The sequence below is a fragment of the Candidatus Zixiibacteriota bacterium genome (genome assembly GCA_034439475.1).
Taxonomy (GTDB): Bacteria; Zixibacteria; MSB-5A5; order GN15; family FEB-12; genus JAWXAN01.
This window is the reverse complement of record JAWXAN010000018.1, coordinates 49,069-64,778: the sequence shown is the minus strand read 5'-3', so window position 1 is coordinate 64,778 and position 15,710 is coordinate 49,069. Positions and strand designations below refer to the sequence as shown.

The 15,710-nt window shown below is 48.2% G+C and carries 12 protein-coding genes; 10 read left to right on the top strand and 2 right to left on the bottom strand.

All coding sequences use genetic code 11. The features are described from left to right. Positions 1-368 precede the first annotated feature (368 nt). From SGI97_02205 to recN, 9 genes are all read left to right on the top strand, one after another. Complete coding sequence (locus tag SGI97_02205; protein ID MDZ4722708.1) at positions 369-839, top strand: transposase; 471 nt, start codon at positions 369-371, stop codon at positions 837-839. Between the two features lie 169 nt (positions 840-1,008). Continuing rightward, positions 1,009-1,200, top strand: a complete 192-nt coding sequence (locus SGI97_02200) for a hypothetical protein (protein ID MDZ4722707.1) — start codon at positions 1,009-1,011, stop codon at positions 1,198-1,200. A gap of 311 nt (positions 1,201-1,511) precedes the next feature. Then, complete coding sequence (locus SGI97_02195) at positions 1,512-1,784, top strand: DUF4242 domain-containing protein (GenBank protein ID MDZ4722706.1); 273 nt, start codon at positions 1,512-1,514, stop codon at positions 1,782-1,784. A 243-nt stretch (positions 1,785-2,027) separates the two neighbouring features. After that, a complete protein-coding gene (gene rpsU, locus SGI97_02190) occupies positions 2,028-2,228 on the top strand; it encodes a 30S ribosomal protein S21 (GenBank protein ID MDZ4722705.1) in 201 nt (66 codons plus the stop codon). After that, positions 2,228-2,689 (top strand): GatB/YqeY domain-containing protein, encoded by a 462-nt coding sequence (locus SGI97_02185; GenBank protein ID MDZ4722704.1) that lies wholly within the window; start codon positions 2,228-2,230, stop codon positions 2,687-2,689. Before rpsU ends, SGI97_02185 begins: the two co-directional genes overlap by 1 nt. A 60-nt stretch (positions 2,690-2,749) precedes the next feature. After that, complete coding sequence (locus SGI97_02180; protein MDZ4722703.1) at positions 2,750-3,400, top strand: CvpA family protein; 651 nt, start codon at positions 2,750-2,752, stop codon at positions 3,398-3,400. An 11-nt stretch (positions 3,401-3,411) separates the two neighbouring features. Further along, a complete protein-coding gene (locus tag SGI97_02175; GenBank protein MDZ4722702.1) occupies positions 3,412-5,862 on the top strand; it encodes an endonuclease MutS2 in 2,451 nt (816 codons plus the stop codon). Further along, positions 5,859-7,577, top strand: a complete 1,719-nt coding sequence (gene dnaG, locus SGI97_02170) for a DNA primase (protein MDZ4722701.1) — start codon at positions 5,859-5,861, stop codon at positions 7,575-7,577. Before SGI97_02175 ends, dnaG begins: the two co-directional genes overlap by 4 nt. After that, positions 7,577-9,241, top strand: coding sequence for a DNA repair protein RecN (gene recN / locus SGI97_02165; protein ID MDZ4722700.1), 1,665 nt, complete (start codon positions 7,577-7,579; stop codon positions 9,239-9,241). The genes dnaG and recN overlap by 1 nt, the downstream gene beginning before the upstream one ends. Positions 9,242-9,279: 38 nt before the next feature. Here recN and SGI97_02160 read toward each other — a convergent pair whose 3' ends face one another. Next, positions 9,280-12,759, bottom strand: coding sequence for a hypothetical protein (locus SGI97_02160; GenBank protein MDZ4722699.1), 3,480 nt, complete (start codon positions 12,757-12,759; stop codon positions 9,280-9,282). A gap of 478 nt (positions 12,760-13,237) precedes the next feature. Then, positions 13,238-14,230 carry a DUF1028 domain-containing protein gene (locus SGI97_02155; protein ID MDZ4722698.1) on the bottom strand — a complete coding sequence of 331 codons (993 nt, stop codon included), beginning with the start codon at positions 14,228-14,230 and terminating at the stop codon, positions 13,238-13,240. A gap of 212 nt (positions 14,231-14,442) precedes the next feature. Here SGI97_02155 and SGI97_02150 point away from each other — a divergent pair, with 212 nt between their 5' ends. Next, positions 14,443-15,192: a YebC/PmpR family DNA-binding transcriptional regulator gene (locus SGI97_02150; GenBank protein MDZ4722697.1), complete on the top strand. Its 750-nt coding sequence runs from the start codon at positions 14,443-14,445 to the stop codon at positions 15,190-15,192. Positions 15,193-15,710 lie beyond the last annotated feature (518 nt).

The window sequence follows — 15,710 nt, the reverse complement described above, 5'->3', positions numbered from 1 at the left end:
TCTTACTTCTTTCACATTGTAATCGCATGTCAAATTGTTTCGTGGCTGGTGTACGTCCCGCCACGGCGACTTGAAAGCCCCGTGCACCAGCTTTTCTTTGCTTCGTGAAATGCTCATGGCGCGCGACAGCCCGCCCCACCACAGCGGGCCGCGCGAGGATGTTCATGGATGGCTCTGAGGGGACGTCAGTCCGCCCAGGCGGACTGACCTACGGAGAATCAAGGCAGCATCAGACCAGTTGAAAAGCGGGTCCTGTAGGTCAGGATCCTTGCGATCCTGACGTCTTGCCTTTTACATATTGTAATCTCGCATGGGATTGTTTACAATTTCCCCTAATGTCCAATTTACGACGATATTTCTCACCCGGCATGAGCATCTTTATCACAGTCGTGACACATGAACGCTCACCTATTCTTGTAAAGAACATTGATTTGTTCCGGACGGCATGGGAGTCGACGAAATCAAAGTTCAGCTTTGACATTTTGGCATGGGTTGTATTGCCAGATCATTTTCACATGATTCTTGAACCGACCGAAAAAGAACTCAATGCTATTGTTCACGGGTTTAAACAGAAGTTTAGCGCCAATTATAGAATGAGGACAGGTGTCCACCATGGACGGCTTTGGCAAAATAGATATTGGGATCATGTCATTCGTGATTTGCCAGATATGAATCGACATATAGATTACATGCATTATAACCCTGTCAAACACGATGCATGTTTGAACCCGGAGGAGTACGAGCATTCATCGTTGCGCACGTATATAGAAAGAGGACAGTATGAGCCAGATTGGGGCGAAGTAGCGAAGTGTGATAGTGGGAATTCGTTTGGGGAGTAAGAAAGAACGTCAGCACCGCAAGGGTGCTGACCTACTTATAGATATCGGACGAGTAAGGAAGTCGGTTCGACGCGGCAAGACCTGACGCAATTTTCTTAATTTTTCCCCTTGACATCATGCATTGGACGGCGGTATTGTTTCCCCATCACATATTTACTGGAGGGTCATAGTGAAAACGCGATGTTATTCTCTTGTTTCTGCGACAATCTTCGCTGTGGTTTCAGTCGTTCATATCATTAGAGTGATGAGAGGCATGCCTGTTCAAATCGGAGATTATCTGTTGCCGGGATGGATTATGTGGGTGGCCATGGCAGTGGCGATTGGCATGTCGATTTGGGGATTCCGAACGGCACGGCGGTAGCGGGATTCGTTGAATGTGCCGGGCGGGAGCGATTGGCGGCACAGAAATCTTCGCGCGGGACGTCTCTCTCGCGCGAAGATGGTCATGGGCGCTCTCTGAAAAGACGTCAGGATCGCGAGGGTTCGGATTTACGGATAATCGAATGTGAAAAGACGTCAGCACCGCAAGGGTGGGGTGACCCGAGAATAATAGGTGAAGACGTCAGTCCGCCCAGGCGGGCTGACCTACGAACCGAAACACTTTGCTCTTGCGTCAGACCTTCGTCAATATTATTATTTTTTATCTAACATTTCATATGGAAGGAGCAATGTATGCCTAAATTCGTAATCGAAAGAGAAATCCCAGGTGTCGGGAAGCTGAGCGACGGCGACTACAAAGGAATTTCGCAAAAGTCATGTTCCGTGCTCGACGCAATGGGGACGGTGATTCAGTGGGTGCACAGTTACGTCACCGGCGACAAAATCTACTGTGTTTATATCGCGGATAACGAAGATCAGGTGCGTGAACATGCCAAACGTGGCGGGTTCCCGGCGAATAGTGTGTCCCAAGTCCGGACGATAATGGATCCGACGACGGCGGAGTAGAGGTTTAGGACGTCAGGATCGCGGGGATCCTGACGTCCTAATATCGCAATGACTCTTTGTAATGTCACCCCAGCAAAAGCTGGGGGGAGGATTCACAAACGAAGTGCAACACATGGCCGTAAAGCGGGCACTTTAGGTATTTTTCTGTTGACAAAGACTCACCTATTAGTTTTCTTAACCGATAGTATCTAAATACTTTACGTGTTGTGTAAACAATTTAACCGGCAAAGGAGGTGTGTAGATTTGACCGGTGTACGAGTTCGTGATGACGAATCATTTGAAAAAGCTCTTCGACGTTTTAATAAATTCTGCGAAAAATCGGGAATTCTTTCCGATTACAAGAAACATCAGCATTTTGAAAAGCCTTCAGAAGCAAAGAAACGGAAAATGGCGGCCGCTCGTCGGAAAACCCGACGCAATCGTTATTTTGAAGATAGTTATTGATGACACTTATTGACAAAATCGATACAGATATCAAAGAGGCCATGAAGTCCGGACAGAAAGAAAAGCTGACCGTGCTTCGTGGCCTCAAGTCTGATATCAAATACAAGGCAATGGCCGCCGGGCCGCTCGGCGATAGTCCGCCTATGGCTGACGATGCCGTTATCGGTGTGCTCAATGGCGCGGCGAAAAAAAGACGCGAGTCTATCGAGCAATACCGTGCCGGTGGACGGGCTGACCTTGCCGACAAAGAACAATCTGAACTTGACATCATAGTAGCCTACCTTCCCCAGCAAATGGGCGAGCATGAACTTCGGGAAATCATAAAATCCGCGATTGCAGAGAGCGGCGCTGACTCGCTCCAGAAGATTGGGCTTGTGATGAAAGTCCTTATGCCCAAAATCAAAGGGCAGGCCGACGGGAAATTGGTCAATCGGCTGGTTACAGAATTACTTGCCAAATAACAAAAAACATTCCTATTCTATTAGCCGCTAGTAAAACCTAACCAAACGGAGAGGTCTATTATGAATGTGGTTGATGGTGTTCTCATTGCCTTGCTGATAACAGCAGTGGTAATCGGCGCAAAAAAGGGTCTTGTGCGGGAGTTGTCCGCTCTGATTCTCTTTTTGGCCGCTGGGATTTCAGCGATAGCATACATTGATAAATTCGCGGTCTGGGTCTATGACAAAGTGGGCGGCTCCCCGCTCATCAGCGCATTTATTGCCTTTATCCTGCTCCTGGCGATTTGTTACACGATATTCAAGCTTCTCGGCATGCTCTTCTACAAAGTGGCATCGCTCAAAAACCAAGGGAAGCCGGACCAAATAGGAGGCGCCTTGGTCGGCTTTTTACGCGGATGGCTTGCGGTCGGCTTTTTGGTTTTTTTTGTCTTTTTGCTCCCGATGCCCGAAAGATTCTATGCTGAATTTGAGAAATCATACATTGGCCCGGTTATAGCCAAAACAGTGCCTCTAGTGTTTGAAGGTACCTCAATTGTCCACCCCTCAAGCCCCAGCTTCATGGATAAGATAGAAAGCATGCTTTTAGCCGAGCCGAGCGCAAATAGCTCAGGTACAAGAGAAATGGACGAAGACAGAGCCGAAGTCTACCGTGTTATGTACCAGCTCGATAAATTTTTCAATCCGGGCACCACATCGGGCAAAGCAAAGAGCTAAAGTAATTGGAAATGGCGAGTTTTTCGTCGTATATTACAACCGGCTTAGGCCGGTTTTTTTTTGAACGAACTGAAACCCGTCGTATAAACGATATGATTGAACAGCATACATTAGACACACTCGAATTTCCTAAAGTGGTCGCCAGCATGGCGGGCAAATGCCTGACTATATACGGAAGCGTTAAAACTATGGCGCTCACACCGGGCTTGGACCTTAAAGCGATTGTTCAGAGCCAAACTGAGATTTCTCAGATGAAGGACATAATCGTCTTTGGCGATGCTTTTCCGCTCTACCGCATAGAAACCGATAGTCGCGAGCTATTGCAGAGGTCGAAAGTGTCAGGGCATTTTCTTGACCCTCTTGAGATTCGAGTAATCCTTGAACTTATAGAAATCTCAATAAATCTCTTTGGTTACGATAAAGAAGCCCGCCCGAAGATTCCGGCATTGGATGAATATCTCAAGAGAATCCGCGCCTATCCTGAGCTAAAGAAGGAAATAAACAAGACAATCGACGAGACAGGCGCTATCAAAGATAACGCCTCGCCGAAACTCAAACAGCTTCGGATGGAGCATGGCGAGATAAAACGAAAAATCATCAGCCGTCTTGAAAATATTCTATCAGGCCAGCGAAAAGTCTCAGGCTGGCAGGACGATGTTGTAACACAGCGCAATGGCCGCTATGTTATTCCAGTCATTGCCGGGCAATTCAGGGGAGATTTGGGGATACTGCATGATCGAAGTCAGTCGGGCGCGACATTCTATGTCGAACCGGCTGAAGCCGTCGAATTGAATAACCGGATTCATCTGCTCATGCAGGAAGAGCGGGTGGAAATTGATCGCATACTTCGCGCTCTGACTGCTGAAATTGCCCAAAGGGCAGACTCACTGCTTGAAAATATTGAACTCATAGGCCATTTGGATTTTCTCCATGCCGCGGCGACTTTTGCGGTCAAACAAAAGTCTGTTCAGCCAATTATGGTCGATGCCGCTGAGCTGTCTCTCATAAACGCCCGGCATCCTTTATTGATTACCCAGCTGGGGTCGGTTGAGAGCGTTATGCCGATGTCGTTGTCACTCGATGACAACCGGCAGGCGATCCTTGTGACAGGACCAAATACCGGAGGCAAGACAATCGCGCTCAAGACCGTCGGTTTGTTGACTCTGATGGCGCAGGCCGGGCTTTTGATTCCGGCGGGCGAGAAGAGCTCTATGGGGATATTCACACAGGTATTTGCCGATATAGGCGATGAACAGTCGATTGAACTGTCACTGTCGACCTTTTCATCGCACACCCGAACAATTGTCAATGCCATAAAAAAAGCCGATGGGCGGAGTCTGCTCCTGTTCGACGAAATAGGGGCCGGAACCGATCCTAAAGAGGGCGCGGCATTGGCCGAAGCAATTATACTGCATGTTATTTCAACTGGGGCGAAGATGATTGTGACAACGCATTACTCGCAGTTGAAAACCCTCGCCATGGACCAGCCGGAGATAGAGAATGCGTCGCTTGAATTTAACCGTCAGACTTTGGCGCCGACTTATGTTCTGCAATTGGGACTCCCAGGGTCATCGTATGCGGTCGAGATTGCCAGCCGGCTCGGAATGCCGCAAAAAATCACAGAACGGGCATCGGCTCTGATTGGCAAGGGGGAAAGGTCGCTCTCGGAATTAATTGCCAACTTGCAATCTGATCTGGCGACTATTCGCACCGACAAAATCAAATTGACTGAGCGGCTCGAGAAGGCCAAAGAACTCGAAGACTTTTATCGCTTGCAGACAGAAAAGCTCCAACGCGAGATTGAGACCGAAAAGAAACGCGCACTCTTCGAGACAGATGAGATTCTTGCGCGAACCCGAAAAGATACAGAGAAGCTTGTGGCCGATATCCGCCAAACCCAAGCCGCAAAGCAGTCTGTTAAAGAAATGCATAGAACGCTCAGGGCAACCGCAGAAGAGGTCAAAAAGAAACGCGAGACAATTGTTGAATCCGACCGCAGGCCGAGCGAACAGATTGCCTTCGCCGTGGGGGACAGGGTGCAGATTGTATCACTGAATCAAGAGGGATCAATAGAGGAACTTGTCGGGGATGACCGCGCCCGGCTTAGTGTGGGAACGATCTCAACGGTTGTAAAACTGCGGGATTTGAAACCAGCTGAAGAATCGCAAAATCGGAGTGTTGTGCGGAGGGTCTCAAGAACCCAAGTTGAAAATAGAGGGACATCGGAAATACACCTTCGCGGTATGACAGTCGAAGAAGCCCTTGAGGCGCTTGAGAAGTTTCTGGATTATGCCATGATATCCGGGCTGTCACAGATTTATGTCATTCACGGCAAAGGAACGGGAACGCTCAGACGGACACTCAGCGAATATCTGAAAAAGCATGCCGAGGTCGATTCTATTCGCATGGGGGATTGGAACGAAGGGGGCGCGGGTGTGACAGTGGTAAAATTAAAAGCATGATACCTCAGGAAACAATCGAGCAGATTCGCCAGGCGACCGATCTTGCGCAGATAATAGGCGAATATATAAAGCTCAAGAAACGCGGGAAAAACTTTGAAGCGCTCTGCCCGTTTCACACCGAGAAAAGTCCGTCATTCAAAGTCTCGACTGATAAGCAAATCTATCACTGTTTCGGATGCGGCAAAGGGGGGAATGTCTACACATTCCTCATGGAACATGAGAAGATGTCGTTTGTGGAGAGCGCGCGGCTTTTGGCCAAACGAGCCAATATTGTTCTGCGCGAAGATTCCTCCGAACCAAAAAAGGAACAATTCGAAAAACTCAATTACGCCCATCAGGTGGCTGTCGAATATTTTCACACTCTTTTATTCAAACCGGAATATGACAAGGTCCTCAATGGGTATCTCAAATCCATTCGTAAAATAGAGCCGGAAAATATCGAATTGTTTTTGCTTGGCCTTTCAGGCGAAAGCTGGGATGGACTGATTAGCTATGCCGCAAAGCACGATATCACGCCCACGGATCTCGTTGCATCAGGACTTGCCATTAAGTCAGAGGCCAAACAGAGTTATTTCGACAGATTTCGGCAGCGACTTATGATCCCCATATTCAACTTGAGCCAAAAACCGATAGCATTCGGCGGGAGAACTCTCAAAGCAGGAGAAACGGTCAAATATATCAATTCGCCGGAAACGCCTTTGTACAGCAAGGGGAATGTCCTTTACGGTCTTAATTTTTCACGCGAAGAGATCCGCAAGCAGAATGCGGTGATTGTGGTCGAAGGATATTTTGATTTTATTTCACTCTGGCAGGCTGGTGTGAAAAATGTTGTGGCATCCTCGGGGACAGCATTCACTCCGCAGCAGGCGAGGTTGTTGGCTCGATTTACGGATAATGTGTATTTGTTCTTTGACGCCGACTCGGCCGGACAGGCGGCGGCGCTGCGCTCGGTTGATGCCTTATTCGATGCGGGACTTGAGGTTAAGGTCATGCCCTCACTTTCAGGTGAAGATCCTGACTCAATTGCCCGAAAATATGGACAGGATAAGGTGGAAGAACTTCGCCATGACGCCACAGGATATATCAGCTTCAGGGTGAAGAATCTCAATCGGGAGTCCACGGGCATTATAGCCCGGGAGAAACTGATCAAGGAGTTAAGTGCTTTGGGCGCAAAGTTGACCGACCCCACTCGCAGATCCCTCTTTTATCAGGAAGCGGCAGATGTGCTCGGCGTGGATGTCGCGCTTGTGCAATCCCCAAGGAGAACTCCTGTCGGCGAGCGCACCGGTGCCGCGCGCAATATAAAGCAGAATAAAGTTGAGCTTGATTTTCTTTCGCTTTTGCTTAACAATCCCGGGTCTATGGATACAATTTTTGAGACGATTTCGCCCGAGGACTTTGATTCGCGTCAACTGGGACGGCTCTATTCTGCTCTGACCACCCAGTACGCCAAAGCCGGACAGCTTGAGTTTGGCACGTTGCTTACATTATTTCAGGACGAAGAATCAATCTCACTTTTGACGGCTATCGGTTCAACGGACTGGAAACCGGAGCAGGTTGATGTAGAAATGCGCGAGAGGACAAAGGACTTTATCTCTCGAAAACAAAAACGGATTCGCGGAAAATTGCAGAAAGAGCTTGCCCAGGCAGAAGCTGTGGGGGATCAGTCTAAAGCCTCTGCGATTTTGGTCGAACTTAAAAGTTATGGTTTGTGATGCTTGAACGTTTACGAATAGAAAATATCGCCCTTGTCGAACGCCTGGAGTTGCATTTCAATCCCGGGCTGTCTGTGCTTACCGGAGAGACCGGAGCCGGAAAGTCTGTTGTGGTGACAGCCTTGTCATTAGCATTGGGTGATCGCGCCGAAAAAGAGGCGATCCGGCATGGGGCGACTGATGCCCATGTCGAGGCTATCTTCTCAGTGGAAGCGATGTCGGCCCAATTCAAGAAAGATTTCGCGGACTTTATCAAAGATGAGAAAATTGTCATACAAAGAGATATTTCTCGCGACGGCAATTCTCGGGCGCGGGTGAACGGTGTCCTGACCTCGCTTGCGCGGCTCAAAGAAGTGACGTCGCCTATCGCTGAAATCCTCGGCCAGCATGCCAACCAGATGCTGATGAACGAAAGCAATCATCTGGCCTTTCTGGACCGGTTCGCGCAGGTCGAAACATTTCGCGAGGAAACAGCGGCGGCATTTCATGACTGGGACAGGTCAGAGACAGAATTGCGCGATGTATTAAAACGCCGCCAGCAGCTGAGTGACGAGCGCGAGCTGCTGCTCTTTCAGAGAAATGAAATTGAGAAGGCTGGTGTTACAGCCGGTGAGGAAGAGCAGTTGACAACAGAGCGCAAAATTTTGGAATCAGCCAGAGCACTTATGATATCAGCTGAGACGATACAGAATGCTCTCGATGGCGAAGAAAGTTCAGCCATTCGACAATTGCGCCATGCGCGTAAAGAGGCCGAAAAGATGGCGGCTATCGATCCCTATCTTGAGAAATCCGCCTCACAGCTTGCCGAAGCAGATTTTCTGCTGGAAGACCTTCGCCGGACTTTTGAACAGTACGGTTCGAGCATTCACGATGACCCGATACGGCTGGATCAGATACATGAGCGCCTCGATGAATTGTATCATCTCAAGAAAAAATACGGAGGCTCCGAAGAATCCATTCTCGCCTACCTTAGGGATTTAACTGAACGGCTGGAGAATCGTCCCGATACTGACAAATTGATAGATTATCTCGAGAAAGAAAGCAATCGCCTTAAAAAGGTATATGCCGAAAAAGCGGTCGCGCTCTCCGAAGTTCGCCAGAAGGGGGCGGCCTATCTCGAGAAGTTGGTCGTGAAGGAATTGGCCGGACTTGCAATAGAACAGGGGAAATTTGCCTGTGAATTTGTGTATGAAGCTGATGTAGACGGTGTTGCCTTGGATACCCGAATAGTAAAACCCTACCCGCATGGACTGGAGAATTGCCGTTTCCTTTTTTCGGCGAATGCCGGCGAACCGCTCAAAGCGCTGGTGAAGACGGCTTCGGGAGGAGAAATATCGCGGGTGTTGCTTGCAATTAAAGCCGCCGAGAAGCGAAACAATAAATTGTCCCATTCGTTACTGGTCTTTGACGAAGTCGACACCGGAATCGGCGGGCAAACGGCGCTCGAGGTCGGCAAAAAACTGGCGAAAATTTCTGAAGAGACCCAAGTGATAGTTGTCACCCACTTGCATCAGATAGCCCGTTTGGCAAACCATCACTATTTGGCTGAGAAAGAGACCGGTCGTTTGGGACGGTCGCTCATTGTCGTCAACAAGCTGGATCCCAAAGGAATCAAGATAGAGCTTGATCGCATGATCGCACTTCCACAGGAAACTCTACTCTAAGACGACGTTCTTCTCAATGAATCCCTAAGCTCGTTACGTTACTTCACAAGAACCATCTTTTTTGTCTGAATGAATGATTCAGACGAGTTGTCAATCGGGATAGCCTCGAACCGGTAAAGGTATATGCCTGATGCCCCCGATGCCCTCCAAATGACTTCATATACTCCGGCATCCTGAAGCCTGTCGACCAGAACATCCTCGACTCTTCCGAGAATATTATAAATAGTTATCTCTACCCGACTTGTTCGTGGTAATGCGTAGGATATTTGTGTTTCCGGATTAAACGGATTCGGGTTGTTTTGCATAAGTGAGTAGGATGTCGGCAAGGTTGTCGACTCGGTAATCAGACCCCCGCCAGTGATATCTCGTGACACATCGCCAATCCCCTCCACCGATATCTTCAGAGGCGCGGAAGCGTCGCCTGTGATGACTAGCGTGTCACTGAGAAATCCCGCCGAATCGGGCGCGAAACGGACTATAAGTGTTAATGTACGCTCGTTTGTCACGTACAGCGGATATAAGAGCGAATCGATCATGAAAACTCCTGAGGCCAGTTTAATAGACTGAACGGTCAGTTTGTTCAGTGAATTGTTATCGAGTCCTACTGTAGCAAATGCCGTGTCACCCAACATCACACGACCGTAACTGACAGCGTAGTTATCAGCGCTGATGGTTGGCAGGGGAGAAAGGCCAGACAAGGCAACCACTGAACTTCCTCCAGTTGAGAACACCGAGAGCGAATCCTGACAAGCCCCAAAACTATTCGGAATGAACTGAATTGTTATCAGAAGACTATCATGCGGCTCTATTTTCATCGATTGAGGGTTTGTCACATGGAAGGCAGCACCAGACATTCGTAGCTGAGTTATATGAATAGCCTGCGCTGAAACGTTGTGAACCCATATGTCGGCTTTGCCGGAATCTCCGATTGCCGTTTGGCCGAAGCTCATCTCATTTACAGCAGGACGAAGGGCATATTCAACCTGCGAAGACGTAAATATTGCAAATGTGTCAGTCTGCGGATTGCACACCGACTCTGCCAGCGAGTTAACAGTCCAATGATACGACTGGCCGGGAAGAAGATGCGACATTATGTCCAGTTGTATCGTGGTGTCTCCAGTTGAGGCCATAACCGTGTCAAGCTTCGGTCCAAAGAGATGAATGAAATAATTCAGGCTGTCGTTCGCGGATGGCAATGTTCTTTTCCATGCAAACGACAAGGGTGTCGTAGGCAGGGTGAGCGTAGCGATAGCGTCGTCTGCAGGGGAAAGCGGAACGGGAGGATAGGCACCCGCGATACGCAGAGTGAACTGGTTGTCAGTCGAAGCCCCTCTATTATCGAAGACACGTATAGTAACGATGCTGTCGCAGTTATCAAGTAAAGTCGGCGTTCCGCTTATGGTACGTGCCAAACTGTCAAAGTGTATCCAGGAAGGAGCTGATATAAGCTGCCATGAAATGGAATCCTGATAGAGATCGACATCGGGATCGATGACCTGAAATGTAAATTGGTAGATACTGTCTGCCTCAAGAAGTATATCGGGCTTAAATTCGACAAATGGCGCATTATTGACGGGTGTGGTAAGGCTCTGAAAATTGCCACGCATGGTGCCTTCAGGGTTGACTGTGACCATCCGGTAAACGTATGTCGACTGTGGGTTAAGAAACGCAAGAGTATCGGTTCGTATACTTGCGATCTGATTTGGGTCGTTGGTATGCAATTTGACCGGAGTGGATTGCAATGAAAATGTATCAAGCCCGTACTCAAAGTAGCTTGTTCCCTGCTGGCCGAAAAACTGGGCGGTGCCGCTCACTATTACCTTGGTTTGATTGACGACAGTCGGATTCGCCGTTAAAGCAACAGGAGGAAGATTGTAAGGGACCATAAAGGTTCTATTCTTTCCAAATACGATACCTTGCGAATTCCATGCTACCAGTCGATAGTGGTAGGACTCTCCTGAAGTAAGGTCAATAGCGTCAGTATTTACATTGTTTGTGGCTATGCCTGAGTTGACCACGCCTCCATCTCCAAATAGATCAATTTCGCCGAGTCCTCTCGGCCCTTCCCTTTGGCCGGAAAGAATTATGAGCTTAAAATATCGAGCCTGAACCGGAACAGGTAAGCGCGAGGTGACATAGGCCAGATTGTCGCTTTGATACTCATCAAAGGGAATATTCAGCGTGTCGACTATTGTGAAATTTACATTGTCCTCTGAGACAGAACACTCGACCTCATTCGAGGGCCAAAGCGGGTTTTGATGAATCTGAATCCGTTTAATGGTAACAGTTGAATCAAATGAATACAGAAATGTCTGGTGGTGATCTGTCGTATCTTCTCCGTGCCACATTTTCCCCTCACCGAATCGATATCCGTCGGTCAGCGAGAACGGGTCTTCGAGCGATCGTAATGGCCATCCGATTAGGCGGCCTCCGTTACCGGAAAAGAGGAGCGAATGATTGCGATAGCGAATGGTTATATCATCGAGATCGATCACCCCGTTCGGGGGACTATTTTTGTCAACCGATGTTAGAGCAAAGATAAAATCGACATTAAGCTTCGCAAGCGAGCTATCCAGGGATACGTACTGATAGCGCCATGGATTTCCATCTGTAAGATTATTCCCGGCGTATGTCCATTTTGAGGCATCGTTTTCCAAGACGAAGCTAATGTTTTGCCAAGAGCGGCTTTTAGATGACGTGTCAAATAAATCGATTTCAGTAAATGCCCAGTTTGTCCTCACCCAAGGAACATCGGCAAATGCTGTTCCGCGCTCGCTCTGCGTCCAGAAGTTCAGCGTTGAACCATTTTCATGAAAGTTTTGGCTTCGAAGCGCAAATTCAATTTCTGCATCTCTGAAATCTGGTTCACCGCCTCCCAATCCCAAATAGTCGAGTCCGCGATAGTCTGCTGAGGTATATGCCATAGTTACCAGATTGATGTAGCCTATGCCTGAAATATGATTTGGATCATGAAATTCGCTGTAGGTTGTCGCGGTTATGTATCCGTCGGTAATCCCTCCAGTGGCAATGTGATCAACTTTTGAAGAGGGAATCATCTTGAAGCCGCCTCCGCTTTTGCTGAAATCTTCACTATAATATGCTTCAAGTTGCGGGCCGGTCGAGAATGTATCTGTTGTCTGTCCGTATGACATATCTGTGCCATATTCAAAGTAGTAGGTGGTAGGTAAATCATTTGCGACAATAGATCCATTAAATGTAATTCCCGGTGTCCGCGGAAAGTTCACAGGCCCGAGCTGGCTGACTGTTCCGGTAGTAACCACCGGAGGTTTAGGCTCGATCAATCGAGTTGATTGAATTGCGCCTTCGATTAGTCCGCCGTTAGATTCGAGCATTAGTCGATAAAAGACATCTGTACCCGGACTAAAATTAACTATATGGTATGATAAAGTGAAAAGTGAATCTTGTGAGAAACAAGGAAAGGTATCTGAACGATAGGTGAGGCTGCTGTCGTTTCCATATCTGAAATGGCAGTAGCTATCCGCGTTCGCGGTAGTCACAGAGCCATGAATCCAGAGGCTGTCGTGTGAAGTGGCTGGTGATTTCCACGTTCGAACCTCTTGACCGAGCAAATCTACAGCTAATACAATAATGCATAATGAACTGGAGAGAACCAAGCGGCACAATGCGCTTAAAGAATATACATAGAGACATCGCGTATGAATGTAAGAACGTGCCGAAATCATAGTCGTTGTGCCTGAACCCTTTGTTACTTAACTACTGTCAGATGACCGATACTTTTTCCCTCAAAACGTAAAGTTGACTCGCGCCCTGTAATGGAAAGAGTTTCGACAGGAGATAAGTAGTCTTAACGGATAATCAGGTCATTAATGTCGATTGAGCAATTTCACTACACGCGACGAATTGACAGTCTATGACTGCGAATTATTTGATCACAAGTCATTCAGGTCGGAAAAATAGTCTGCTCAAAATACGAGCGACAAGATTAATTATTGAACGACTTTATGACCCGCCTTATTACTGGGCAAGTATTTTGGCTATGACAGATTGATCATTTGGCAACAGTTCTGATTCAACCAGACGGGGGATGAGTATTCTCCAGGAATCATCGGCTTTGAAGATCCGCTCGAAAATCGGCAGCGACCGTTCGAGTTCGTTTGAGGTGACCAAAGTAACGGCATGCCAGAACTGTATCTCCAGATTATCCGGCGCAAGGGTCATGGCCGCACCGTATTCGACCGCGGCCGAATCCATTTTGCCGATTGCAATTAGTTCGTCGCCGCGATTCATATGATCATAGGCGTGGGTAACATCGAGAAGTCGTCGGAGCTCCACCAGCGGCTGGTCGGCATCGTCAACTCTGATGTCCACAATTTTATCCCGCCAGCTTTGCCCGGTTGGCTTTCCGGTGACGACCACCATCGCCGCCGACTGCATACCCCGAATATCTCCCCCTTCTTTTTGGGCGGCTTCAAGCGCGGCCATCATCCGTTCGGACAAATCACCGGTAGTATTCTCGAAGGCTATCGCCATGGCATCCCAGACGGTATGATTGCGCATAAGGTTAGCCTGACATGAATAGAACTTGCCTGATCGGTGACCGGCCTCGGCAATGCATTTGTTCCCGGTATGGGTGGATACTAATCCATTTTTGTCTATCATGGCGACTTGTCTTATGGCATTGAGGGAATCGCTGGCAAGAAGCCCGGCAAGAGCCTGCCTTGATGTTTTACCAAGCCGCATCATTTCGATGCCGAGCGGACCATAGGCGAAATCTACAAGGGATTGCGTCGCGACCGCTCCGACCCCCGGTTGGACCCAGATAACATCGGCGACTCTGAACCAGTGAGATTGGACCGCGGCGCCGAATTGTCCAGTTGCGCTGTCATAGGCTATAATCGAATAGGTGTTGACCGGAGTATATGTGTGATTCGTAGCTTCTGACGACTGGGATTTAGCTGAAAGTAGAGCTACCGCACAGAAAAGAAAAATTGATCGTGAGATTCTCATCTATTTGCCTCCTATGTGTACTAAACTGAACGCCGTCTGTGTTGCGGTAAACTACCGGATTGACAGGCCAGAGACAAGCGCATTTCACTCAGCCTAAGCTTTGTAATTTACCCCACTTGCCAACGGATTGCCTGTGTGTTACATTCTTCCACTTAGGCAAGCGCCAGTATAGTCAAAAAATGTTCGATGAAGATATGAAGGAGGAATGACCGATGTCAGGTCACTCAAAATGGGCGACGATTAAACGCAAGAAGGGTAAACTTGATGCCGAGCGCGGAAAAGTTTTCACCAGACTTATTAAAGAAGTGACTGTGGCCGCTCGCGAAGGGGGAGGGGACCCTGACGGCAATCCGAGACTCCGCACGGCGATCCTTGGCGCGAAAGGGGCCAATATGCCCGCCGACAACATTAAACGGGCAATCCTAAAGGGAACTGGCCAGCTCCCGGGGGTGAGTTATGAATTCATCAACTATGAAGGATATGGTCCGGCGGGCGTTGCCATCTACCTTGAAGCCATGACCGACAACAAGAATCGGACAGTGGCCGAAGTTCGTCACACGTTGACAAAATTCGGCGGCGCGCTTGGAACCAGCGGATGTGTGGCATGGATGTTTGAAAAGCGAGGTGTGATTACCATAGACCGGGATGCCGCCGAGGAAAATATGGTCATGGAAGTTGCGATGGAAAACGGAGCATCAGATTTCAGAGCGGATTCCACTATGTATGAAATTGTCAGCGAACCATCCGACCTTGAAGCTATCCGTTCGGCATTCGAAAGCAGGAAAATTCCAATGTCTTCAGCCGAAGTTACTATGCTTGCCCAGAACACCGTCAAGTTAACCAGCGAATCCGATGCAAATTCGATGCTCAAGCTTATGGACATGCTTGAAGACAGCGACGACGTTCAAAAAGTATATAGCAACTTCGATATCGACGAAGCAATCATGCAGAAACTGGCCTAATACTCCTCAAGATCAGTTTCGTTTGGGGCTCATGAAGTGAGTTTTAGCGCGATTATTTGACGATTGTAAAGAATTCTCGTTTTCCGGAGTCCACGAGCACTTTGAATTTTTCGTATCGCTCCTGCGATTCTGGTTCGGCTGTGGTGTTTAGCATACTCTCCTCATAGTCAGTCAGGCTTTTATAACTGCTTTCCATGACCAAGGTATAATATTTGCCGCTCAAATCGGTCAAAATCCGATCAGGTTATAACCAGTCTTTTGAAGAGCCGACATGGCTTCTTTCATAATCGCCACAGCCTCTTTAGCTTTGCCGTATTTCTGATGAAAAATGTCTCTTACAAGAATCATGATTCCCTCCAATGGTAATATGTTTGCCAACGCCAGACAGCAGATTATACAAACCCGATTTGTTTGGGTCAAGAGCGAGAGATAACCGATTGTTTGGGGGTGGGCAGCCATATCACATTACTTGGGTCAACATGACTTTTTTATTGATATTTGAGACTATTCGGGCTATT

Excerpts from the sequence above, each read along its gene's own strand:
- SGI97_02205 (MDZ4722708.1), top strand. The coding sequence starts at position 369 with ATGAGCATCTTTATCACAGTCGTGACACATGAACGCTCACCTATTCTT.
- SGI97_02195 (MDZ4722706.1), top strand. The coding sequence starts at position 1,512 with ATGCCTAAATTCGTAATCGAAAGAGAAATCCCAGGTGTCGGGAAGCTG.
- SGI97_02185 (MDZ4722704.1), top strand. The coding sequence starts at position 2,228 with ATGACACTTATTGACAAAATCGATACAGATATCAAAGAGGCCATGAAG.
- SGI97_02180 (MDZ4722703.1), top strand. The coding sequence starts at position 2,750 with ATGAATGTGGTTGATGGTGTTCTCATTGCCTTGCTGATAACAGCAGTG.
- SGI97_02175 (MDZ4722702.1), top strand. The coding sequence starts at position 3,412 with ATGGCGAGTTTTTCGTCGTATATTACAACCGGCTTAGGCCGGTTTTTT.
- dnaG (MDZ4722701.1), top strand. The coding sequence starts at position 5,859 with ATGATACCTCAGGAAACAATCGAGCAGATTCGCCAGGCGACCGATCTT.
- recN (MDZ4722700.1), top strand. The coding sequence starts at position 7,577 with ATGCTTGAACGTTTACGAATAGAAAATATCGCCCTTGTCGAACGCCTG.
- SGI97_02155 (MDZ4722698.1), bottom strand. The coding sequence starts at position 14,230 with ATGAGAATCTCACGATCAATTTTTCTTTTCTGTGCGGTAGCTCTACTT.
- SGI97_02150 (MDZ4722697.1), top strand. The coding sequence starts at position 14,443 with ATGTCAGGTCACTCAAAATGGGCGACGATTAAACGCAAGAAGGGTAAA.